Below are 23,218 nucleotides of genomic sequence, written 5' to 3' on the forward strand. Positions count from 1 at the left end.
CCGGCCCTTTTCACAAGGAAAAACAAGCGCGTGCAGGCCATCCTCGTCCAAAACGGCTAGTTCGAGGCTTCGGCCAAACGGTGCGCTTGCTATTGGATTCCACATCCAATCACCGTGAATCGAGACGTCGCCCCGCGCTTTGATTTGAATCAGTTTTCGAAGTGATTTCGGACCAAGCCGGCTACCTTTGGCCGAATTTCAGATGGAGCATAAAAGTCCGCCCCAACCAGACCAACGCGGACACATCCCACCCAAGAAACTCAGCTTGCGTCTCCGTTTGGGCGGGCAGGTAGATTCGTGGAGGAATGCCGCCCTTCAAGACCCAGCAAACACTCGATGACTTTCGCTTTATCGCTTTAATCGAGTTGGAGTTGCGAATTGATATGGCTCAAAGTCGACGCTCGCAAACCGAGTATGGTGACCCTGAGGATAAGGCCGACCGCGACCGGCCAAGGCATCCCGAACAGGAGTTCATCATGAATTACCAGCGGTTCTTCGAAGATGCGATCGACCAGCTCCACGCCGAGCGTCGCTACCGCGTTTTCGCCGACCTGGAGCGCATGGTGGGCAAGTTCCCGCGTGCCATCTGGCGTTCCAACGGCCGCGCCCAGGAAATCACTGTATGGTGCTCCAACGACTATCTCGGCATGGGCCAGAACGAGGATGTCATCGCGGCCTTCCAGAACGCGGCCGGCAAGATGGGTTCGGGCGCCGGCGGCACCCGCAACATCTCCGGCACCTCCAACCCGCTGGTCGAGCTCGAGCATGAGCTCGCCGACCTGCACGACAAGGAAGCAGCCCTTGTCTTCACCTCCGGCTTCGTCTCCAACGAGGCCTCGATCTCGACGATCGCCCGGCTCTTGCCCAACTGCCTGATCATCTCGGACGAGCTCAACCATGCCTCGATGATCGAAGGCGTGCGGCGCTCGGGCGCGGAAAAGAAGATCTTCCGCCACAACGACGTCGCGCATCTGGAAAGCCTGCTGCAGGCGGCGGGCCGCGAACGCGCCAAGCTGATCGTCTTCGAAAGCGTCTATTCGATGGACGGCGACATCGCGCCGATCAGAGAGATCGTCGAGCTCGCCGAGCGCTACAACGCCATGACCTATATCGACGAGGTCCATGCCGTGGGCATGTACGGACCGCGCGGCGGCGGCATCACCGAGCGCGAAGGCCTGGCCGACCGCATCGACATCATCCAGGGCACGCTGGCCAAGGCCTTCGGCACGCTGGGCGGCTATATCACCGGCACCAGCGCTGTCATCGACGCCGTGCGTTCCTATGCGCCGGGCTTCATCTTCACCACCGCGCTGCCGCCGGCCATCGCCGCCGCCACCACCGCCTCTATCCGCCACCTCAAACGCTCGCAGGCCGAGCGCGACGCGCAGCAGCGCCAGGCGACGCGCACCAAGCAGGTGCTTGCCGCCGCCGGCTTGCCGGTGATGGAATCGGCCACCCATATCGTGCCGGTGCTGGTCGGCGACCCCGAGCTTTGCAAGATGGCCAGCGACCGCCTGCTCGGCGTGCACGGCATCTACATCCAGCCGATCAACTATCCGACCGTGCCGCGCGGCACCGAGCGGCTGCGCATCACGCCGACGCCGTTCCATTCGGACGCGCTGATCGCCGAATTGCAGGATGCGCTGGTCGAGACTTGGGATGCGCTGGGCATTCCCTATGCCAGCTCCGGCCGTCCCGCTGTCGCCAAGACCGATCGGATCATTCCGCTGCTGGCGAGCAACGCAGGCGGCTAGGTCCAAGGCGTAAAACTTGATCCGACGCAATGCACGAAGGTTCCAGCGCGCGAAAATAAAAACAGATTGAAGGATCGCGAAGATGACACACTCTGTTTCGCACACGTCCCTTATCCATGCCGCCGAGCAGGCGCAGCAATGGGTGAACGAACTCGCCAGGGATTTGGATTGGAACGAACAGAGCGCATTTCGGTTATTGAAATCAGTGTTGCATGCTTTGCGCGACTGGCTCTCGCCCGAGGAAATGGCCGATTTACCTGCTCAGTTGCCGACGTTGATCCGAGGCATCTACTTCGAAGGGTGGAATCCCGCCGGACCTGCGTGCGAGCACAAGAAGCGCGGCTTCGTCATCTGCGTCCGCGACAGCTTCGGCTACGAGCCGGAGATCGACGTCGATAAGGCTATCGGAGCGGTGTTCCGGCTCCTCGACCGGCATATCTCCCACGGCGAGATCATCCAGGTCCGAAACTCGATGAAGAAGTCGCTGCGCCAACTCTGGCCGGAAGGATGACCGATGTTTCGCGACCGCCAAGACGCGGGGCAAAAGCTTGGTGCCTCGCTGGAGCGCCTCCAGCTGCAGGATCCAATTATACTCGCCTTGCCACGCGGTGGCGTTCCCGTCGCTGCCGAGATTGCCAAGGCCCTGAGGGCACCGCTGGATCTGGTGATTGTTAGGAAGGTCGGGGCGCCGGGCAATCCGGAACTGGCTGTAGCCGCCATCGTGGACGGAGACCCGCCCGACGTCGTTCTTAACCGTGAGATCGTGGAGGCCTACGCTCTCGGTGACGGCGCCCTTCGCGTTCTGGTCGCGCAGGAACGCCCCGAATTGGAGCGGCGCCGAGCCGCATATCGTGGCAAAGGTCCACCACTGCCGGTCGCCGGTAAGACTGTTGTTATCGTAGACGACGGCGCGGCGACCGGAACGACGATGAAGGTGGCCATCCGGGCGCTGAAGCGACGTTCCCCACAAAGGATCATCGTCGCGCTGCCCGTAGCGCCGCCGGAGACCGTGGACGAACTCGCGCAGGAAGCGGATTTGACGGTCTGTCTCAACCAGCCTGCCCGTTTCCGGGCGCTCAGCTATTATTATGGCAACTTTCCACAGCTCTCCGACAGCGAGGTGCTCGATATGATGGCGCTGGCTCGCGAGGATCGCCGCAATGCTGTCGAAAGAACACGCTCCGGCACAAACGCCGCAAGCAAATCGCGGCATGAGGCCGGCACCTAGGAGTTTCGGCGATGCAGATCCGCACCCTTTCCACCTTGGAATGCACGAAGCTGCTGATGGCCAATCGAGTCGGCCGCCTGGCCTGTGCGAGGGACGGGCAACCTTACATCGTGCCGTTCTACTATGCCTACGCAGACAATCGCCTCTATGCATTTTCGATGGTGGGCAAGAAGATCGACTGGATGCGCATCAATCCGCTTGTGTCGGTGCAGATCGACGAACACAGCGCCACCCGAGGTTGGAAAAGCGTCGTCGTCGACGGCCGTTATGAGGAACTTCCCGATCGGACCGGACACTAGGTGCAGCTCGATCATGCATGGTCGCTGCTGAGCAAGCACGCCGACTGGTGGGAACCAGGCGCGCTCAAGCCGACCGCATCCTCAGACGCGGAGCACCTTCCTCATGTATTCTTCAGCATCTTCATCATGGAAATTTCGGGCCGCGAGGCGTTCGAGGGCTAACCCTTCAGATCGGAGCAGCACTCCATACGAGCTTGTCCGCGCTGAACAGTCCCCCGCAACGAGCTGGATTTGACCAGCGTCAAGGCCGCCGACCTCACTTTGCGGTTGAATGCGCCCATCACTCCAAAGGTGGGAGGGCCCTATGGCCACAACAGACATCAATGTCCCTATCCGGGAAGCCGTCACCACAGCATCGACGAAATTAAGGCTGGGATCGCTTACGGCACTCGTCATCGGCTCGATGGTAGGCTCGGGTGTGTTCAGCCTGCCCCAGAATATGGCGGCCGGCGCTGGCCCGCTAGCCATCCTGATCGGCTGGACGGTCACGGCCGCCGGCATGCTCGCGCTGGTATTCGTCTACCAGTCGCTGGCGGTGCGCCGGCCCGAACTCGACGCCGGCCCCTACGCTTATGCCAAAGCCGGCTTCGGCCCCTTCATCGGCTTCAACAGCGCCTGGGGCTATTGGATCAGCGCATGGGTCGGCAATGTGTCCTACGCCGTAATCGTCTTCAGTGCGTTGTCCTATTTCTTCCCCGCCTTCGGTGATGGGAACACGTGGCAGGCCGTGCTCGGCGCATCGATCCTTTTGTGGATCATTCATTTCCTCGTTCTTGGAGGCATTCGCCAGGCTGCGATCGTCAACACCATCGTGACCATGGCCAAGATTGCTCCGGTGGTCCTGTTTGTCGGCGTTGTCGCGGTCGCCTTCAAGCTCAATGTCTGGTCTCTCGACTTTACGGGGCTCGGCAAAGCTTCCCTCGGTTCGATCGCCGCTCAGGTGAAGAGCACGATGCTGGTGACGCTGTGGGTCTTCATCGGCATCGAGGGCGCCAGCGTGTTCTCCGCGCGCGCGGAGCGCCGCAAGGATATCGCCACCGCGACAGTGCTCGGCTTCTTCACGTGCCTCGCGCTCTATGCGCTGGTGTCGCTGCTTTCGCTCGGCATTCTGAGCCAACCCGAACTCGCCGCCCTGAAGAACCCATCCATGGCAGGCGTGCTGGAGGCGGTTGTCGGGCCTTGGGGCGCCGTGCTCATCAATCTTGCGCTCGTCGTCTCGGTCGTCGGCGCCTTCCTCAGTTGGACCCTGCTTGCAGCCGAAATCCCGCATGTCGCCGGCAAGGACGGGACGATGCCGAAGTTCTTCGGCCACGAGAGCGAACGCGGCGTCCCCTCAACCTCCCTGCTCATCACCAACCTGCTTGTCCAGGCCTTCCTGGTGATCACACTCTTTGCCCAGAGCACCTACCAGGCGCTTTTCTATATCGCCTCGGCGGCAATTCTCGTCCCCTACATCTTCTCGGGCGCCTTTGCCGCGAAGCTTGCTTTGACCGGGGAGAGCTACGAGAGCGGCGAGCGGCGTTCCGGCCCGCTCTTCGCTGGCGTGCTGGCAACGATCTACGGGCTGTGGCTCGTCTATGCGGCGGGCCCTGCGTATCTGTTCATGTGCGCGATCCTCTATGCACCGGGCATCATCTTCTACGTCTGGGCCCGCCGCGAGGCCAATCAGCGCGCCTTCCACCCAGTGGAGGCCATCATCGCGGTCGCGCTCGTCGCCGTCGCAATCCTTGCCGTCTACGAGATGTGGACCGGCGCCGTCAGTGCGCTTTGAGAGCCGTCCTATGGCAAATCTGGGGGTTCATTCGGAAGTCGGTCGCCTGCGTGAGGTGATGGTCCACAGGCCGGATCTCAGCCTGCGCAGGCTGACGCCGGACAACTGCAAGTCGCTGCTGTTCGACGACGTGTTGTGGGTAAAGCGGGCGCGCCAGGAGCACGACGTCTTTGTTGATGCGTTGCGTGAGCGCGGCGTGGTGGTTCATTCGTTCGGCGAGCTCCTCGCCGAGACCATGGGGATCGGCAAGGCCCGCGACTGGCTCCTCGATCGCCGGGTGCACGCCGGCGTGGTTGGCCTTGACATGGTCGACGAGATGCGAGGGTGGCTGAAGGAAATGTCGGCCGGCCTGCTGGCAACCTGTCTCATCGGGGGCATCGCCCGCGCGGAGCTGCCGTTCGAACCCAAGGGTTTGACTGGAAGAACGCTCGCGCCCCAGGACTTCGTCCTGCCGCCATTGCCGAACCAACTCTTCACCCGCGACAGCTCCTGCTGGATTTATCGCTCCGTCTCCGTGAATGCCATGTACTGGCCTGCCAGGCGACCGGAGGCCGCCAACGTCGAGGCGGTCTATCGCTTTCATCCGCATTTCCATGAAAGTGGCATTCCGTTCGTATCGCCCCAGGCAGGAACAGGTATCAGCCTGGAAGGCGGCGATGTCATGCCCGTCGGCGGGGGCGTCGTTCTCGTCGGGATGGGAGAGCGCACCACGCCGCAAGCGGTCGGCGATCTCGCCCGCAGCCTGTTCGCAGTCGGCGAAGCCACGCATGTGATCGCGGCGCTGATGCCGCGCGACCGCTCCTTCATGCATCTCGACACCGTCTTCACCTTCTGCGACCGGGACCTTGCCACCATGTATCCGCCCGTGGTCGACAGGCTGCGCACCTTCTCGATCCGGCCCGGAGACGGCGACGCGGCAGTCGACGTCAGGGAAGAGAACGTGCCCTTTACAAAGGTCATTGCGGAAGCGCTCGGCCTGAAATCGCTGCGGATCATCGCCACGGGCGGCGACCGCTACGAGGCGGAGCGCGAGCAATGGGACGACGGCAACAACGTCGTCGCGGTCGAGCCGGGCGTCGTCGTCGGCTACGACCGCAATGTCTACACCAACACCCTCCTGAGGCGCGCGGGTATCGAGGTGATCACCGTCGAGGGCGCCGAGCTTAGCCGTGGCCGCGGCGGCGGTCATTGCATGACCTGTCCCGTCGCACGCGACCCGATCTGAAAGGACATCCAATGTCGATCAACCTGCATGGCCGCTCGGTGCTTTCGCTGGACGACCTTTCGGCCGAAGAGATTCGCTTCCTTCTGAAGTTGGCCGCCGATCTGAAGGCCGCCAAGCAGGCGGGTCATGAGATACCGCGCCTGGTTCGCAAGAACATCGCCCTCATCTTCGAAAAGGATTCGACACGCACACGGACCGGCTTCGAGGTGGCAGCCTATGATCAGGGCGCCCATGTCACCTATTTCGGTCCTTCCGGCAGCCATATCGGGCACAAGGAGTCCATGAAGGACACCGCGCGCGTGCTCGGGCGGATGTATGACGCGATCGAATATCGCGGCTTTGCACAGCACCAGGCCGAAATGCTGGCGGCGCACGCCGGCGTGCCCGTCTATAATGGACTGACGGATGAAGCGCACCCGACGCAGATCCTCGCCGATTTCATGACGATGCGCGAGTTCAAGCACAAGCATCTATCGGACATGACCGTCGCTTTCGTCGGCGAGGGACGCGACAATGTCGCCCAGTCGCTGGCATTGGGAGCCGCCAAGGTCGGCATGGACATGCGCATCGCATCGCCGAAGGAGCTGTGGCCAGACCAAGAATTCTGCAACCATGTCAAGGGACTCGCGGAGCGCAGCGGGGGCCGCTTCCGGCTCGATCAAGACGCTAAGAGCTGTGTCCAGGATGCCGATTTCATCTACACCGACGTCTGGATGTCGATGGGCGAGGACAAGTCCGGCTGGCCGGAGCGCATCCGTCTCCTGACGCCCTATCGGGTGACGAAAGAAGTGATGGCGGCCAGCGGCAATCCGCATGTGAAATTCATGCACTGCCTGCCGGCATTCCACGACACCGATACCGAGGTCGGCGCCTATATCGCGCGCGAATTCGGCATCGATTGCCTGGAGGTGACCGACGAGGTGTTCGAGTCCGGCGCCTCGATCGTGTTCGACCAGGCGGAGAACCGCATGCACACGATCAAGGCGCTGCTCGTCGCAACGATCGGCAACTGACATGCTGATCGTCGCAGCGCTCGGCGGGAACGCGCTGCTGCGGCGCGGCGAACCCATGACCGCCGAAAACCAGCGCAACAACGCCAAGCGCGCCGCGTCCGCCCTGGCCGCGCTGGTTGGCGAGGGCCATTCGCTCGTGATCACGCATGGCAACGGCCCGCAGGTCGGTCTGCTGGCGCTTCAGGCCGCCGCAATGAATGGCAGCGCATTTCCGCTGGATGTGCTCGGCGCCGAAAGTGCCGGGATGATCGGTTACGTGATCGAGCAGGAGCTTCGCAACCTTATCGGCTCAAGGCTCTTCGCGACATTGCTGACCCAGGCGAAGGTCGACCCGCTCGACCCGGCCTTTGCACAGCCGACGAAGCCAATAGGCCCAGTCTATGATGAAGAGACCGCGCGGCAATTGACAGCGAAGAGAGGTTGGGCAATCGCGCCCGACGGCGACAAGTGGCGCCGCGTTGTCGCCTCGCCTCGGCCTATCGAGATTCTGGAGGCATCCGTCATTTCATTTCTTTTGGACCGCAATGTCGTCGTCATCTGCGGTGGCGGAGGCGGTGTCCCGGTTGTCGCGCTTGAGGACGGTAGTCTGACTGGCGTCGAAGCCGTCATCGACAAGGACCTCGCCAGCTCGCTGCTGGCGCGCCAGCTGAAGGCCGACATGCTCTTGATGCTCACGGATGTGGATGCAGTCTATGCGGGCTACGGCACGCCGGATGCCCGCGCGCTGCGCAATGTCGGAGCAACGGAGCTTTCTGGGAAGGATTTCCCCGCCGGCTCGATGGGACCCAAGATCAGTGCCGCGACCGAGTTCGTCCAGGCGACGGGCAATTCCGCGGCGATCGGCCGACTAGAGGACGCGACGGAGATCGTCAAGCGGCGTAAGGGCACCTGGTTCGAGCCTTAGCCTTGGCATCATAGTGCGGTGTCACGCCTACCCGCAATGAGCGGCCGGCTCGTGGATGAGGTTGCGATAGACCGACATCATCGGCCCAGGCTTTGGATATAGCCGATGATCGCGAAGATCTGCTCGGGAGAAGCCACGAACTCGGGCATGTCCGGATGTCCGGTCGACATTCCCTCGGCCAGAGCTTCCTGAAGATCTTCGATCGGGTACCGCAGGTGCAGCAATCGGAACGGCGGCGCATCCGGATGGGCGCTCTCGCCGCCCGGACCGACCGCGTGACGGCGAGCACAGTTTTTCTCGACCAGTCCTTTTCCATAAGCAATCTGCGAGTCTTCGCCAACACAGGCCGACGATGCAAAGCCGAGCGCGAGCACCAATAGTGGGATCGAAAGCGCTGGGCGGGATCGCATGATCAACAGGTCCTGCTTGATCGCATCAGTTTAAGGAGCGAGCGTGGCTGCCCGCATGTCTTCGATCGTCGCATTGGGTCATCAAGACGCACGATGATGACGGCAACCGCCTCATTGATTTCCTTGCCTCGGTCAAGGCGGACTTGGTTGTATCGGGCGCCTACGGACACAGCCGCGTGCGGGGATGGGTGTTCGGCGGCGTGACACGTTCTCTGTTGGATGAGGTCTGGCTCAATCGGCTGATGTCGAGTTGATATCGGCGGGTCAGCGCGTGCTCATGATCCATCAGGATGGCAGGCGCGAATTTCGCCCCATTGAACAAGCGTTTGATCTGATCGGGCGTCTTGCCTTCCTTCAGCGTGAGCCATGCGAGCAGCCGGGTGCGGGGCATATCCTCGCGCCCATGCTTGACCAGCCACCAGCCAAGCCGTCCTTGATGCCGCAGAAGCGCATAGAGCAACTCTAGAATCTGACCATGGGCCTTGTCGCCGATATAGCGTCGGGCACGAAACCAGGCCGAGACGACGGCATCCGCGGGACGCGGAACACTATCGACTTCATGCATAAGTTCGATTGTGGCTTGCAGACGGACGGCATGGATCACGGAACGACGATCAGGCTGAAAACGCCTATATAGTCGACAGAGCTGCTCCTGACCATTGTTCGTGCATGTCGGCCTGCCGCCAGCGAGCGATTATCGCCGGGCGACAGCTGACGCGATCGCGGTGGCGATCAGCCACGACGTCTCGGCAGCATCTTTTTGGCGAAGGCCTCCACCTCTCCTTCGCGAGGAGCTTCGCCCGTATGCGTGAGCAGGTAGGCCGGCGTCAGAAACAGACGGTTGCTTACCGGCTCGACGATCTCGAGCGAGTAGTAGCCGATCTGCGTGAAGTAGAGCACGCGTGCCCGCACGAACGCTTCCGTGGCTTCGTAGCCATGCCGTGAAAACATCGCCCGGATGGCTTCGACGCGCGCGTCGTCCTCCTCGTTCACGACCCGGTGCACGTCGGCTGACTGGCGCGACCAGGCGCGCACGGCGAAATCCAGCCGCGGATTGAAGAGCGATTCGTCCAGCCAGCACTCGAAGACATTGAGCACTGCCTGCGTGATCGACGCGGCCGGCCGCCCGGCCTGCTCGACGATGAAACGCGTGTTGTTGTTGCGCCAGTAATCCAGCAATTGGTCGAGCAGGTCCTGGCGGCTCTTGAAGTACCAGTAGAAACTGGAACGGGAGACGTTGAGCTTCTGCCCGAGCGCCAGCACGCGCACCGCCTCCACGCCCTCGGAGATCAACGTCTCCAGCGCGAGGTTCATCCAGTCCTCGCGCGTCACCTTGGTGTTGCCGATCAGACCGGACCGCCGCACGACTTCATCAGCATTGGAATCGGAGAACATAGCGGGCTGGCCAAGTTTGAACGCCGGCTAGATAGACCTGAAACCACCACGCTACAATACTTGCGCTTGTTCAAGCCACTCCCAAAGATACGGGGCAAGGCCCCGGTCGACGTGGAGACGCGCCCGATGGGGGTTCCCGAACCGGTAGAAGAGAATGCCGACGCCGGCAAAAAGGATCGAAGCCGAGCGGCTTGCCGCTCCTGGATCGAGCGCCGTGCCCCTGGCGATCAGGCGATCCAGGTCCGGCCCCTCGATCTCGAACACATGCAGTCCGGCATCCATGACCGTCACCGCGAAACCGGCCGCGTGCCAGCCGGCCGCAATGGGGAACGGCTGCTCTCCGACCGCAAGAAGGCGGTCGCGCGCAATCCGCGCCATGTATCGGTCGCCGCTGGCAATTGCGCCGGCGCCGACACCTTCGCCGGCAAGCGCCGAAGCCTTCGACCAGGCGACAAGGTCGCCGCTGACCAGAAGCTGGTTCAGCCCGCCAAGCGTTCGCACGCCGACGCTGCCTTTGCTGAGCGTAGTGGTGGCCCAGTCGGGCGCCGCCGGCCACTTTTCGGCAAGGTTACGCATGGAGCCGGCTCCCTTCCGGATCGAAGGCGCAGGGCGCGACGATCGTTGCCTGCCGCACGACACCCAGATGTTGAACGTCTATCGTCTCGCCATGTCGCGCCGCGCCTCGTTCGATGAGCGCGAGCGCAACCGGGCGTCCCAAGGTCGGGCTCTGATAGCTGGAGGTGACGAAACCGATGCTCCTGAGGCGTCCGTCGCGTTTCTCCACGCCATGCGCGCCGGTCGCCAGCGGCGCCTCGCCTTGGCGCAGCGCAAGGCCGACGAGCTGGTTGCGGTCCATGCTGTTCCCCGCTTCGGTGAAAAGCGAGCGCCGGCCGACGAACTCGTTGGCGCGTTTGGTCCGCGGTCCGGCGACGCCGAGATCGTGCGGCATGGTGGTTCCGTCGGTGTCCTTGCCGATGACGATGTATCCCTTCTCGGCACGCAGGATCATCAGCGACTCGAGCCCGAGCAGCACGGCGTCGAAGGCGCGGCCCTCCTGCTGCATCCTCGCCCACAGCGCCTCCGCCTGGTCGGCGCGGATGGAGATCTCGTAGCTGCGGTCGCCGGTGAAGGAGACCCGGGCGATGCGCACCTCGTCGCCGCCAAAGCGGCCGGCGGCGACGGCCATATGCGGCAGGCTGGCATCGTCAAGTGCTGCGCCCAGATCGAGCGCTCCCACGACCTGGCGCGCATTCGGACCCGAAACGGTCAAGGTGGCGTAGTGCGCGGTGGCATTGTGGATATAGACCGCGTCGCGGCCGAAACGGTCCTGCCGCCATTCCTCGAGGCGCGCGTGGACCGCGCCGACATGCGACGATGAGCAGGAGACGATGAAGCGATGCTCGTCCAGGCGGACCAGGACGCCGTCATCGAAGACGACGCCGTTTTCCGACAGCATGAAGCCATAGCGGCAATGACCCGGCTTCAGTGTCGACATGGTGTTGTAATAGATGAAGTCGACAAACTCGGCCGCGCGCGGGCCGATCACCTCGATCTTGCCCAGCGTCGAACCGTCGAAGAGCGCCACGGATTGCCGGGCCCGCCGCGCCTCCTCCTGGATCGAGGCGCCGGCTTCACCGCCGCCATAATAGGCAGGCCTCAGCCAGCCGCCATATTCCTGGAACACCCCGCCGGCGGCGCGATGGTTTGCCTCCAGCGGCAGACGGCGGACCGGCGCGTGCATGCTGCCCCGACGCGCTCCCGCAAGGCTGGCGAATGGGACAGGCGTGAATGGCGGCCGGTAGGTCGTGGTGCCGACTTCGGCGATGCCGCGCCCGGTGATGTCAGCCAGCAGCGCCAGACCGTTCAGGTTCGAGGTCTTACCCTGGTCGGTCGCCATGCCGAGCGTGGTGTAGCGCTTCAGGTGCTCGACCGAGACGAAGTTCTCCCGCGCCGCGAGCTCGACATCCTTTGCGGTGACGTCGCTCTGATAGTCGATCCAGACGCGCCCCTTGGCCTTGGGTTTCGGCCACAGGTTGACGACGCCGAGCGATGCTTCCGCCCCCGTGCCGCGAGGCGCCGGCGTCGACGAGCCGAAGTCGCCGGGGGCCACGGCGCCGCCGGCCAAGGCATCCGAAAGCGAAACCGTGCCGGCCACGGCGCCCGCGACGCCAATCCCGTCGATGGCTTCGCCGGGAATGAAGGCCGCAAGTTGGTCGCTCCAGGCGAGCTTGCCTTTCGCCTGCGAGAAGAGGTGCACGGTGGGTGTCAAGCCGCCGGAGACGAGGACGCAGTCGACGCCAAGCGTCGTGCCATCGTCCAGCAGGACACACTGGACGGCGTTGCGGCCGCGCGCCGCGACTACCATCCGGCCGCCCAGAACACGAATGCCGGTCTTCGCTTGCGCACCGCTGTCGCGCCGGCAGTCGACCACCGTCACCGAAGCGCCGGCAGCGGCGAGCGCGGAGGCAGGTTCATAGGCGCTGTCGTTGTTGGTCGCGACCACGATCTCGCGGCCGACAAGCACGCCATGCCGGCGCAGATAGCTGAGCGCCGCATCGGCGGAGAGGATTCCCGGAAGGTCGTTGTTGGCGAACGGCACGGGCCGTTCGATCGCGCCCGTCGCCAGCACGATGCGGCGGGGCCGCACGCGCCAAAGCGTGTCCGGCCGACCGTCGAAGTGCCGCTGGTTGAGCGCGACCAGATTGTGGTCGTAAAGGCCGAAAGCGGTCGTATCGTTGAGCACGAGCTGGCCATCGCTCTTTAGCCTGGCAACTGTCGCGTCGACCCACGCCTTGCCCTCGACGCCATCGACTTCGCCAGCGCGGTGACGCAGCGTCCCGCCGGGATGCGTCCTGTCGTCGACCAGGACGACCGAGTGTCCAGCCGCCGCCGCGCTGGCCGCCGCGGCAAGGCCGGCGGGCCCGGCGCCGACCACCAGGACGTCGCAATGATGGTTGATCTGGTCCGAGACCTGGCGCGGCTTCCAGTCGCTATCGACGATGCCAAGCCCGGCCATGGCGCGGATGCGCGGCTCGAACAGGTGCCAGTCCGGCCACATGAAGGTCTTGTAGTAGAAGGCGGCGGGCAGGAAGCGGGCGAAGCGATCCAGAACGGCGTTGCGGTCGGTCTCGGCCGTCGGCGAAGCGTTGACGCTCTTGACCTTGATGCCGTCGACGGCTTGCACGGTCGTCGCGCGCGCATTCGGCACGCGGCCGAGCGCGCTCTCGACATCGACCAGCGCGTTGGGCTCCTCGACGCCGGAGCCCCAGATACCGCGCGGCCGATGGTATTTGAAGCTGCGGCCGACCACTGCCTGGCCGCTCGCGAGCAGGGCGGAGGCGATCGTGTCGCCGACAAAACCCTCGACACGCCTGCCGTCGAAGGTGAAGCTCAGCGGACGAGCGCGATCAATGTCGCTGCCGCCGGCGTCGAGACGGGAAGCGCTCATGCGCCGTGCTCCGTTTCGCCGAGCACGGAAGAGCCCGACACCTTGTGATTGACGCTGTCGCGGCTCATCGCGAGGAACTCGCCGCATGTCATATGCACCCAGATCTCTCGCGTCGGCCCCTTCGGATTGTCGCGCATGTGGAGATAACCGGCCCAGCGCTCGGCGGTCACATCGCTGCCGTCGGGCCTCAGATTGCCGGCCTCGCCGCCATAGTGAAACTCGCTTTCTTCGCGCGGCCCGCAGAACGGACAGGGAAAGATCTGCATCTTCTTCTAGACCTTCAATGGGCAATGCCGGAGCCGGCGGCCTCGTCGATCAGGCGGCCGCGGGCGAAGCGGTCGAGATCGAAGGGCCGGCTGATGTCGTGGTGTTTTCCCGTCGCCAGCAGATGGGCAAGCAGGGTGCCGCCGGCGGGGATCGCCTTGAAGCCGCCCGTGCCCCAGCCGCAGTTGAGGAAAAGGCCGGGCAGCGGCGACTCGCCGATAATGGGCGAGGAATCCGGGACCACGTCGACGATGCCCGCCCATTGCCGCATCATCTTCAGCTGGCCGAAGACCGGGAACATCTCGAGCATGCCGGCGATCACGCCTTCCAGCACCGGCAGGTTGCCGCGCTGGCCGTATGACGGGATGCGGTCGAGCGCGCCGCCGATCACCAATTCGCCCTTGTCCGACTGGCTGACATAAACGCCCATGTCCGGCGAGATCACCACGGTGTCGATGATCGGCTTGACCGGTTCGGACACGCAGGCCTGCAGCGCATAGGAATTGACCGGCAGCCGGAATCCCGCTTTCGCCGCCAGCACCGACGAATGGCCGGCCACCGCCATGCCTGTGCGCTCGGCCCGGATTGCGCCGCGCGAGGTGACGACGCCACGGCAGCGCCTATCCTCGATGATGAAATTGGAAATCTCGCAATTCTGGATGATGTCGACACCGAGACGGCTCGCTGCGCGGGCGTAGCCCCAGGCGACAGCGTCATGGCGGGCGGTGCCGCCGCTTGGCTGCCAGGTGCCGCCATAGACGGGGAAGCGTGCGTCCGGGCTGAAATTGTAGATCGGCACGACGCGACGCACGTCCTCGACCGAGAACGACTCGCAATCGATGCCGTTGACCTGAATGGCGTTGATCGACCGCGCGGCGGTTTCCATTCCCGCTTCGCTGTGCGCGAGCGTGAGGATGCCGCGCGCGGAAAACATCACATTGTAGTTCAGGTCCGTCGAAAGGCTCTTGTAGAGGCTGTGGGCCAGTCCGTAGATCGCCGCGCTCTCAGGGTAGAAGTAATTCGACCGCACCACCGTCGTGTTGCGGCCGGTATTGCCGCCTCCGATCCATCCCTTCTCCAGGAGCGCGACGTTGGTGATGCCGTGATTTTTGGCGAGATAGTAGGCGGTGGCGAGGCCGTGCCCGCCGCCGCCGATTATGATCGCGTCGTAGCGCGGTTTCGGATCAGGAGAGCGCCAGGCCTTTTCCCAACCGGTCTGACCGGCGATGCCCTCCTTGAAGAGCGAAAGCGCCGAGTACTGCCTCGTCATGCGCCCAAACCGCCGTCAGAGGCCAGTGACATCGCTCCACCGCAAGGGCTTGGTCGCCGGGTCTCCAGCTCGAACATGTGCATCGATCGCCCCTTAAGATACCCGCCGTTGGTGCCGAACGCCGCAAAGCAGCGCCAAGCAGACACTTAACGCGAATGTACACCTGTGTCCATTCAAAGCATATTAGCGCGCTTCCGCGCGTTTCACAGATTTTGGGCATTGGTCCAACGAGCCCGATAAGCCCCGAAAGCCTGCGTAAGCAGTGTTCCTGAGGCTGGTGGACCGCTTAACCTGGCGCCCCGACACTCATGGCGGCTTCCCGCTCAAGACATCAGGCGACAGCGTCGGCGCCATGACGGCTTCTTGCTTCGGCGGCGCGCAGGAAAGCGGCGACCTTTTCGTTGAAGATCGCCGGCTTCAGCAGGAAAGGCGCGTGCTTGCCGCCCTGGATGTCGTCCGGCTCGCCGGTCCACTGCTCGAGCTTGAGATCCCGGAAATACCGATGATTGAGGAACGGATCGTCCGAGCCGTTCAGGACGGCGAATGGTATCGCGGCCGAGCGCAGGAAACGCATCTGGCGCGGCCAGTCGACGATCTGGAGCTTGCCCAGCGTATAGGCGCGGGCGCGCCCGTCGGTCCTGCGCACGGCTCGATGGAGGTGGACCGTCTCCGGCGTTTTCGGGCCGGTCGTCGACGCAGCGAAGTCGCGGCTCTCGGCCGGCGACAGGAAGGTCTTGCTCGCCAGAACGAAATGGCTGGTCGCGTCGTAGGCGCGGCCGACATCTTCCGGAACCACCCTGAGCGGCGGCGTGCCGGAAATGGCAAGCGCCCTCACGGGATAGCCCCGGGCCGCGAGCTCGATGGCGATATAGCCGCCCAGCGACCAGCCGAACACAAAGGGGTTTGCCGCGCCGAGCGCCTTGAGCACGTCTTCGGCCACGTCGGCGAAGGCCTCGACGCTATAGTCCTTTTCCGGATCGGCGTTGTCGGAAACGCCGTGACCGGGCAGGTCGAAGGAGATCACGCGATAGCGGTCGCTGAACGCCTTGAACTGGTTTGCGAACACTTCCTTGGCGGAGGAATTGCCGTGAATGAAGAGGAGCGCCGGTTTGTCACCGCCGGTGTCGGCCACGGCGATCCTGCCATGGCGGCTGGCGACCATCGTCTCACGCGCTCCGGTCATCGCTTCTCGCTGCCCGAGGCCGAAGCGGCGGCGCAGCCCGGCCGTCGCCTGCGAACGGACAACATCGAGCGCTTCACGAAATGTCTGCAGCAACGCCCACAGGCCACCCGGATAGAAGATCAGGATGACGATCAGCAACAGCGACATGATGATGTTGCGCCAGGCGCCGTAGGCAGCGAAGACCTCCGACACCATGGTCACGAAGAAGGCGGCAAGGATCGGACCCCAGATCGTTCCGGTACCGCCGAGCAAAAGCATCGAGAGCAGCAGGCCAAGCAGCCCGAGGCCGAAATTGTCGGGAGAGGCCACGCGCATGTAGGAGCCGTAGAAGCCGCCCGCCACGCCGCTCAGCGCGGCGCTCACCGTCAGCGTGAACAGCCGGATGCGCGTCTCCGACATGCCGCGCGAGATGGCATAGTATTTATGGTCGCGCATGGCCACGATGGCGCGGCCGAAACGCGAGCGGGTGATCTTGTAGAGGATGATGGTGGAGGCCACCAGCATCAGCAGGGCCAGATAGTAATAGCCGACCTTGCCGCCGCGATTGAAGCGGTAGCCGAAGAGATCGAGCGCCGGCAGGCTTACCATGCCCGACGTGCCGCCGGTGATGTCGGACTGGCTGATGATGATCTGGTAGAGCACCTGCGAGGCCGCAATGGTCACCAGGATGATGTAGATGCCTGAAAGCCTGAGAATGGGCAGCGTTATGAGGGCCGCGACGAGCCCCGCGGCGACGCCGGCGAAGGCTATGCCCAGCCAGGGCGACAGACCGAGAGTCTGGCCGACCAGTCCGAACGCGTAGGTGCCGATGGTGAAGAGCGCGACATGGGCGAAATTGAACAGGCCGCCATACCCAAGGCTGAGGTCCCAGCTCGAGGCCACGATGCCGAACACGAAGGCCAGCACAAGGAGATGCCGCAGATACATGTTCGAGGAAAGCAGCGGCACAAGCGCCAGCACGGCCAGGACGACCAGAACCGGGATCAGCCCGGAACCGCGGGCGAAGGACGGGCTGTACCGCATCAGACGGATTTCCTGTAGCGGCCAAACAGGCCTTCTGGCTTGGCGACGAGCACGACGATCATGATGGCGAAAAGCACTGTCGGGCTCCAGTAGAGGCCGACGAGATAGGTCATGACAGCCTCGAGAAGGCCAACAATGAAGGCCGCGTAGATCGGGCCGGTGAAGCGCGCGATGCCGCCGAAGATCACCACGATCAGCGCCTTCATCAGCGGATCGGAGCCCATCGAAGGGTTCATGAAGCGGGTGGAGCCGATCAGGATGCCGGCCAGCGCCGCCAGCGCCGCCGACAGACCGAAGGCGATCGCATAGAGCCGCTCGACATCGATGCCCATCAGCTGCGCCGCCTCGCGGTTCTGCGCCACGGCGCGCATGGCGCGACCAAGCGGGGCGCGCTGCAGGAACACGCCGAGCGCCGCCAGGATGACCAGCGCCAGCGCCACCACCGCCATCTCGTTGCGGGATATGGTGATGCCGAAGAGCGACATGTCTCCGCCGAGCAGAGGAGAAAGCTGCCTGTTGCGCGGTCCCCAGACGAGGTTGATGACGTTTTCCAGGATGGTCGCGCCCGCCAGCGTGGTGATGACGGATTTCACCACGATGTCCGGGCTTCGTTCGAAAGGCTTGATCAGGAGGTAGTAGACGAGCATGCCGATGACGAACATGCCGATGATGGAGACCGCCGCCCCGGCCAGCAGGCCGGCGCCCGAGGCTTCGGTGCTGGCGATCTGCCAGGCGATATAAGCGCCGAGCGCGATGAACGTCCCATGGGCGAAATTGAAGATGCCGAGCGTCGTCCATACGAGCGCCAGCCCGGTCGCCATCAGCGCATAGAGAGCGCCCAGCACGATGCCGCCGAGCAGGATCAGGTTAAGGGTCTCAAGGGTCAATGGTGATCCTCGCCGAACATCAGTTTCATGATCTCTTCATGCGTTGGCATGTCGGCCTTCTCGATGCGACGCGAGATGCGGCCGTGATCGAAGAGGTAGAGCGTGTCGATCAGCTCCTCGAGGAAGGCGATGTCCTGATCGACCACGATCAGCGGCACGCCGGATCCCCGGATGGTCTGGATCGCCGACGCGAGTTCCCCGCGCAGCTTGGGCGACAAGCCCAGCGTCGGCTCGTCGAGGATGAGAAGCTTCGGCGCCACCATTAGCCCGACGCCTATGGCCACCATCTGGCGCTCGCCGCCCGAAAGGAAGCGAATCTTGTGGCCGAGCCGCTCGTGCACCCGGGGAAAGAGCCGGAAGACCGTGTCCAGCGTCTCCGCCGCATTGGCGCGCCCGCGTGAAGCATAGGGCGCGATCGACAGCGTTTCGGCGACGGTCATGTCCGGGAACAGCAGGTTTCCCTGCGGGACGTGGATCAGCCCGGCACGCGCCACCGCTTTCGGATCCATCCGGCGCCGGGTTATGGCATCGTAGTTGAAATTGCGCCAGCGCCGGCTGCCGCGCGCGCCCGGCCGGTTGAGCTGGACACCGTCGAAGAAAATGTCCCCGTCCCACGGATCGATAATACCGGACAGGGTTTTCAGGAACGTGGTCTTGCCGTGGCCGTTCGGGCCGAACAGCCCCACGCTCGCGCCCTGCACCAGCGAAAGGTCGATCTTGCGGAAGATCTGCAGCGGCTCGTAGCCGCCATCGAGGCCCCTGACATCGAGGAGAAGCGTGCCCGTCATCGTGCCTGCCCCAGATAGGCTTCGACCACTTTCGGATCGGCAACGACTTCGGCCGGAAGCCCCTGGGCGATCACCCGACCCTGGTCGAGGACGATAAGCCGGTCGCAGACCGACATCAGCAGCGGCAGGACGTGCTCTATGAGCAGGATGGCGATGCCGCGCTGGCGCAGCCCCAGAATGAGCGCCTTCATGTGCTCGATCTCGCCGGGCGTCAGGCTCGACGCCGGTTCGTCGAGCAGCAGCACGCGCGGCGACATGGCCAAGGCGCTGGCAATCATCAGTATCTTGCGGAAGAAGATCGGAAGGGTCGCGGTCGGCGCGTTGTGCAGCGTCTGGGGAAAGCCCACCATGTCGAGCACCGCGATCGCGGCGATCTCGTCCTGCCTCTGCCCCTGCCTCTTGCCGCTGTGCTCGATGGCCACCAGCACATTGTCGATAGCGCTCAGCGAGGCGAAGATGCTTTCGCGCTGGAAGGTGCGGGCGATGCCGGAACGGCTCACCTCCTCCGGCGCCATGTTCTGGATCTCCTTCCCCTCGAAAACGACGCGGCCGCTGTCGGCCGGAAAGGGAATGTTGGTCAGGATGTTGAACAGCGTGCTCTTGCCGCTGCCGTTCGGCCCGGCGACGCCGAGTATTTCGTTCTCGGCCAGCGCAAAGCTGACGCCGCCCACCGCGCGCAAACCGCCGAAGGACTTGGTGAGATTTTCAGCCGTAAGGATCATGCAAGACTGCTTTGACGAAAGCGGAACGCTGTGGGGCTTCGGTACCTTGGAGATTTGCCGGCGCGATACGTCGCGCCGGCAAATCGGACACTTTCGGGTACCGACCGGAAGGCTTCTGCTACTGCTTGATCCAAGGCGGAAGCTTGAAATCGCCCGTAGCGTATTTCTTCGGCCCGATCAGGAAGCGCTTGCCGTCCCAGATCTGGTAGAAGGTCACCGGAATGTGGTTCTCGTCCTGCATTGCGAGATGCGTTGCCTGATCGAATTCCACCGGCCCCGGCGCGGCGTCGAACTTGGTTTCGCCGAGCGCCTTGCCGATCGCGTCATGATCCTTGGGGTCGCCGACCTTCTCCAGCGCCGCGAAATACATCTCGGCCTCTTCGTAGAGAGCCGAGCCGTAGACGCCGGGAGCGACTTTGAACTTGTCCTGGAACTTCTTCAGCACTTCCTGCCCACGCGGCCAGCCGGGCGAGTCGATCCCGCCGCCGATCAGGTTGTAGAGGATGCCGTTCGACTGTTCCTTGGTCAGGTCGACGAATTCGGGAACCGACGGCGCGTATTGCAGGAACACCAGGCTCTGGGTCGGCTGTTCCAGGAACTGTTTCAGGAACAGAGCGGAGTTCGAGGGCTGATAGTCGGTGTTGACCACGAGGTCCGGCGGGTCCTGCCGCACCTTGGCAAGGATAGCGCGCCAGTCGTTGACGGGGCCGAACGGCACCATCTCGTCCACGGTCACGGTCCACCCGGCAGCGGAGAAGGACTTCTTCATGCCTTCCGAGATGACCTTTGAATAAGGGTTGTCGGACGAGATCATCGCCAGCTTCTTGCCCGCCGGCTTGAACTTGCCATCGGCGATCAGCCCTTCCAACAGGGGAAGCACGTCGGTCTCGTAGCCCTTGTAGGACGGCGAGAGCGACCAGCAGCAATTGTAGTTGCCCGGGTCCTTGCTCACGATGCCGGCAAACGAACCGGACGGGCCGGACGAGATGTAAGGCATGTTGGCGTCGGCGAAGAGATCGACCTCGAAAAGCGACAGGCTGGCATAGCCGGTCAGCACGACCTGCACACCTTCGGTGTTTATGAGGCGCTGCGCCGCGCTGCTGACGTTGTCGGGCGACCCGTCCTTGACGTCCGCCGATATGATCTCGAACGTGTGGCCGGCCACGCCGCCGTTGGCGTTCTTTTCGTCAACGGCGAGCTCCACGCCCTTGATGAAGTCCGCGCCGTCGGAGGCCGAAGGTCCCGAAAGCGGCGCGAGCACGCCGACCTTGATGACGTCGGCGGCCGCCGCGCCCATTGCCGTGCCCAGAGCCGACGCGCTTAACGCGCCGACGAGAAGCAACTGTCTCAGTAGTCCCCTCTGCATGAGATCATTCCCCATTTTTGCGATGTTCAGTTCCACGGCATGCGCTCTCAGGCATGACGCGCATGGTCAATCAGCCGGTCGATGAAGCCGAAACAACGTTCGAGCTGCTCGACGGTGATCCATTCGTCGGTTATGTGCGCCTCACTGTCGCGCCCCGGACCGCAGACGATGGTCGACATGCCGGCGGACTGGAAGATGCCGGCCTCGGATCCATAGTTCACGGTCGTCACCTCGTTGCGGCCGGCAAAGCGCTTGGCAAGCGTTTCAGCATGCGAGCCCGCGTCGAGGACGAATGGCGGAACGTCATAGGCGATATTGGTCACCACGGCGGAGCCGGCGAAGCCTTCCTTCATGGCCGGAACGACCTTGCCGTCGCTGAACGCCCGGAACCTTTCGACCAGCGTCTCCACGACGCCGCCGCGAGTAGCGCGGATATCCCACTGGAAGGCGCAGTCGCCGGGTATGGCGTTGCGCGCCGTGCCGCCCTGGACGACGCCGACGCTCACCGTCGTGTATGGCAGCTCGAACGGCGAGTCTGCCTCGGGTGCCGAACGAAGTTCGTTCGCGTAGGAGCGCAATTCTCCCATCAGGTCCATGGCATGGAAGATGGCGTTCACGCCGAGGTCGGGGCGCGACGAGTGACAGGCCTTGCCGGTCACGGTTGTCAGCAGGCCGGCGCTTCCCTTGTGACCGCCGACCACGCCCATGCCGGTCGGCTCGCCGACGAAGACGGCGAGTTGCGGCGGCAGGGTCTTGGCCATGTGCTCGATGATGCCGTGCACGCCCAGGCATCCGACCTCTTCGTCATAGGACAAGGCAAGATGGATGGGCACGGCAAGCGGCTGCTTCAGCATGGCGGGCACGCCGGCCAGCGCGCAGGCGACGAAGCCCTTCATGTCCGAGGTGCCGCGGCCGTAAAGCCTGTCGCCGTCGCGCCACAAGTTGAACGGGTCGCGCGACCACTCCTGTCCCTCGACCGGGACGACGTCGGTATGGCCGCTCAGCACATAACCCGGCCGGTCGGCCGGCCCGATCGTGGCGAACAGGTTGGCCTTGGTGCCTGTCGCATCGGGGATGACGACGCTCTCCACTCCGAAGCCGGCAAGGTAGGCCTTGACGAAGTCGATCGCCTCCAGATTCGACCGGCTGCTGACGGTGTCGAACCCGACCAGCCGGCTCAAGAGTTCGATCGCGGAGGAATGTGCCATTGTCTGTCCTGGTCCGTCCGGTTCGGCGCGGCGATTGCCGATCAAAGCCGGTAGAAGCGCTTGGCGTTGTCGTGGAACAATTGCGATTGCTCCTGTGGCGATAGGACGGCCGCGATCTTCTTGAAGGTGTCGTAGATCTGGTCGAAGTTCATCTGGATCTTCGAGACCGGATAATCCGTGCCGAACATGCTGCGCTCGGTGCCGAAACAGTCGATGCAATGCATGGCGACGTCGCGCACGCTTTCCAGCGTCCAGTTGCGATCGTAGGCGCCCGGGTTCGATATCTTTATGGCGATGTTCGAACAGGAGGAGATGTGCTTCAGGCCGTCGCGCCAGCGCTGCATGCCTTCCAGATCGCGGTCGATCGGGCTGCCGCAATGATTGATGATGATCCGCAGGCCGGGAAGCGCCTCGGCGATCTCCCGCACGACGCCGGCCTGGTAGGGATACATCATCAGCTCGAGGTTGAGCCCATGCTCCTGCAGCCGCGCGATATCGCGGCGCCACTGCGGATTGCGCCCGAGCTCGGGGTCGGTCACGAAGCATTTCTTGGGATCCGGGTGCCAGCTCAAAATGCCCCGGATGCCGGTCAACCGGTCGAACGCCGCCTGTCTTGCGATGGCGTCCGCCGCTTCCGGCTTGCCCAGCGAGGCGCCGCCGACATAGCGCGAGGCCACGCCCTTCGACTTGTCCAGGGTCTCAAGCCAGCGGGTCTCCCCTACCGGATCGCCGGCCCACAACGCCTCTATATGGACCGTGGCGACGATGTTGTGGCCCCGGGAATCGCGCACATAGTCGTCCACGAGATAGTCCGTGGCGATCTCGGCAAGACCGGCCACCGCCTGCACCGAAGGGTCCGTGGGCAGCAACCATGGATGCTTGCCCATGGAAAGGTCCCACAGGTGATGGTGCGGATCGATGATCGGTCCCGAATACATGTACACTCCCGGTGTGGGGATGCGGTCAGACCGGGGAGGTCAGCGTTCACGACTCCTTACCGGAACCCGCATGCTAACCGTTCGTATCCGGCCTGCAACCCAAGCAGTCATAGTGATTGCAA

At 63.7% G+C, this 23,218-nt stretch carries 21 protein-coding genes and 1 pseudogene; 8 read left to right on the forward strand and 14 right to left on the reverse strand.

Annotated features, from left to right (window positions below; genetic code table 11):
* Positions 1 to 476 precede the first annotated feature (476 nt).
* From hemA to arcC, 8 genes and pseudogenes are all read left to right on the forward strand, one after another.
* Positions 477 to 1,754: a 5-aminolevulinate synthase gene (gene hemA, locus FJ956_RS08685; protein WP_140781956.1), complete on the forward strand. Its 1,278-nt coding sequence runs from the start codon at positions 477 to 479 to the stop codon at positions 1,752 to 1,754.
* 82 nt (positions 1,755 to 1,836) lie between these two features.
* Positions 1,837 to 2,265, forward strand: a complete 429-nt coding sequence (locus FJ956_RS08690; RefSeq protein WP_140674880.1) for a DUF2267 domain-containing protein — start codon at positions 1,837 to 1,839, stop codon at positions 2,263 to 2,265.
* Positions 2,266 to 2,268: 3 nt separating this feature from the next.
* Positions 2,269 to 2,982: a phosphoribosyltransferase gene (locus FJ956_RS08695; RefSeq protein ID WP_140674883.1), complete on the forward strand. Its 714-nt coding sequence runs from the start codon at positions 2,269 to 2,271 to the stop codon at positions 2,980 to 2,982.
* Between the two features lie 11 nt (positions 2,983 to 2,993).
* Positions 2,994 to 3,443: pseudogene (locus FJ956_RS08700) on the forward strand (pyridoxamine 5'-phosphate oxidase family protein).
* A gap of 142 nt (positions 3,444 to 3,585) precedes the next feature.
* Positions 3,586 to 5,052, forward strand: a complete 1,467-nt coding sequence (gene arcD, locus FJ956_RS08705) for an arginine-ornithine antiporter (RefSeq protein WP_140674886.1) — start codon at positions 3,586 to 3,588, stop codon at positions 5,050 to 5,052.
* A gap of 10 nt (positions 5,053 to 5,062) precedes the next feature.
* Positions 5,063 to 6,277, forward strand: coding sequence for an arginine deiminase (locus FJ956_RS08710; RefSeq protein ID WP_140674890.1), 1,215 nt, complete (start codon positions 5,063 to 5,065; stop codon positions 6,275 to 6,277).
* An 11-nt stretch (positions 6,278 to 6,288) separates the two neighbouring features.
* Entirely contained in the window at positions 6,289 to 7,290 is a 1,002-nt protein-coding gene (gene argF, locus FJ956_RS08715; protein WP_140674893.1) for an ornithine carbamoyltransferase, read from the forward strand.
* A gap of 1 nt (position 7,291) precedes the next feature.
* Positions 7,292 to 8,194, forward strand: coding sequence for a carbamate kinase (gene arcC / locus FJ956_RS08720; protein ID WP_140674896.1), 903 nt, complete (start codon positions 7,292 to 7,294; stop codon positions 8,192 to 8,194).
* A gap of 77 nt (positions 8,195 to 8,271) precedes the next feature.
* Here the strand turns inward: arcC and FJ956_RS08725 are convergent, their stop codons facing one another.
* From FJ956_RS08725 to FJ956_RS08795, 14 genes are all read right to left on the reverse strand, one after another.
* On the reverse strand, positions 8,272 to 8,604 hold the full coding sequence (locus FJ956_RS08725) for a cytochrome c (RefSeq protein WP_246672026.1): 333 nt from the start codon (positions 8,602 to 8,604) through the stop codon (positions 8,272 to 8,274).
* Positions 8,605 to 8,764: 160 nt separating this feature from the next.
* Complete coding sequence (locus FJ956_RS08735; RefSeq protein WP_181170136.1) at positions 8,765 to 9,208, reverse strand: hypothetical protein; 444 nt, start codon at positions 9,206 to 9,208, stop codon at positions 8,765 to 8,767.
* Between the two features lie 128 nt (positions 9,209 to 9,336).
* Positions 9,337 to 9,999 carry a TetR/AcrR family transcriptional regulator gene (locus tag FJ956_RS08740; RefSeq protein ID WP_140674899.1) on the reverse strand — a complete coding sequence of 221 codons (663 nt, stop codon included), beginning with the start codon at positions 9,997 to 9,999 and terminating at the stop codon, positions 9,337 to 9,339.
* A gap of 51 nt (positions 10,000 to 10,050) precedes the next feature.
* Positions 10,051 to 10,575, reverse strand: coding sequence for a hypothetical protein (locus tag FJ956_RS08745; RefSeq protein WP_140674902.1), 525 nt, complete (start codon positions 10,573 to 10,575; stop codon positions 10,051 to 10,053).
* Positions 10,568 to 13,447: a sarcosine oxidase subunit alpha family protein gene (locus FJ956_RS08750; RefSeq protein WP_140674904.1), complete on the reverse strand. Its 2,880-nt coding sequence runs from the start codon at positions 13,445 to 13,447 to the stop codon at positions 10,568 to 10,570. Before FJ956_RS08750 ends, FJ956_RS08745 begins: the two co-directional genes overlap by 8 nt.
* The gene (locus FJ956_RS08755; RefSeq protein WP_140674907.1) at positions 13,444 to 13,713 is read right to left on the reverse strand and encodes a sarcosine oxidase subunit delta; all 270 of its coding nucleotides are present in this window, start codon (positions 13,711 to 13,713) and stop codon (positions 13,444 to 13,446) included. The genes FJ956_RS08750 and FJ956_RS08755 overlap by 4 nt, the downstream gene beginning before the upstream one ends.
* 14 nt (positions 13,714 to 13,727) lie before the next feature.
* The gene (locus tag FJ956_RS08760; protein WP_140674910.1) at positions 13,728 to 14,981 is read right to left on the reverse strand and encodes a sarcosine oxidase subunit beta family protein; all 1,254 of its coding nucleotides are present in this window, start codon (positions 14,979 to 14,981) and stop codon (positions 13,728 to 13,730) included.
* Between the two features lie 331 nt (positions 14,982 to 15,312).
* Positions 15,313 to 17,187, reverse strand: a complete 1,875-nt coding sequence (locus tag FJ956_RS08765; RefSeq protein WP_140674913.1) for an alpha/beta fold hydrolase — start codon at positions 17,185 to 17,187, stop codon at positions 15,313 to 15,315.
* On the reverse strand, positions 17,187 to 18,074 hold the full coding sequence (locus FJ956_RS08770; RefSeq protein ID WP_140674916.1) for a branched-chain amino acid ABC transporter permease: 888 nt from the start codon (positions 18,072 to 18,074) through the stop codon (positions 17,187 to 17,189). The genes FJ956_RS08765 and FJ956_RS08770 overlap by 1 nt, the downstream gene beginning before the upstream one ends.
* A complete protein-coding gene (locus FJ956_RS08775) occupies positions 18,071 to 18,862 on the reverse strand; it encodes an ATP-binding cassette domain-containing protein (RefSeq protein WP_140674919.1) in 792 nt (263 codons plus the stop codon). The genes FJ956_RS08770 and FJ956_RS08775 overlap by 4 nt, the downstream gene beginning before the upstream one ends.
* Positions 18,859 to 19,584 (reverse strand): ABC transporter ATP-binding protein, encoded by a 726-nt coding sequence (locus tag FJ956_RS08780; protein ID WP_140675268.1) that lies wholly within the window; start codon positions 19,582 to 19,584, stop codon positions 18,859 to 18,861. Before FJ956_RS08780 ends, FJ956_RS08775 begins: the two co-directional genes overlap by 4 nt.
* 118 nt (positions 19,585 to 19,702) lie before the next feature.
* Positions 19,703 to 20,950: an ABC transporter substrate-binding protein gene (locus FJ956_RS08785; RefSeq protein WP_140674922.1), complete on the reverse strand. Its 1,248-nt coding sequence runs from the start codon at positions 20,948 to 20,950 to the stop codon at positions 19,703 to 19,705.
* A 47-nt stretch (positions 20,951 to 20,997) separates the two neighbouring features.
* Complete coding sequence (gene argE / locus FJ956_RS08790) at positions 20,998 to 22,158, reverse strand: acetylornithine deacetylase (protein WP_140674925.1); 1,161 nt, start codon at positions 22,156 to 22,158, stop codon at positions 20,998 to 21,000.
* A gap of 41 nt (positions 22,159 to 22,199) precedes the next feature.
* Positions 22,200 to 23,096, reverse strand: coding sequence for an amidohydrolase family protein (locus tag FJ956_RS08795; RefSeq protein ID WP_140674928.1), 897 nt, complete (start codon positions 23,094 to 23,096; stop codon positions 22,200 to 22,202).
* Positions 23,097 to 23,218 lie beyond the last annotated feature (122 nt).

Source organism: Mesorhizobium sp. B2-4-3, from assembly GCF_006442815.1.
Taxonomy (GTDB): domain Bacteria; phylum Pseudomonadota; class Alphaproteobacteria; order Rhizobiales; family Rhizobiaceae; genus Mesorhizobium.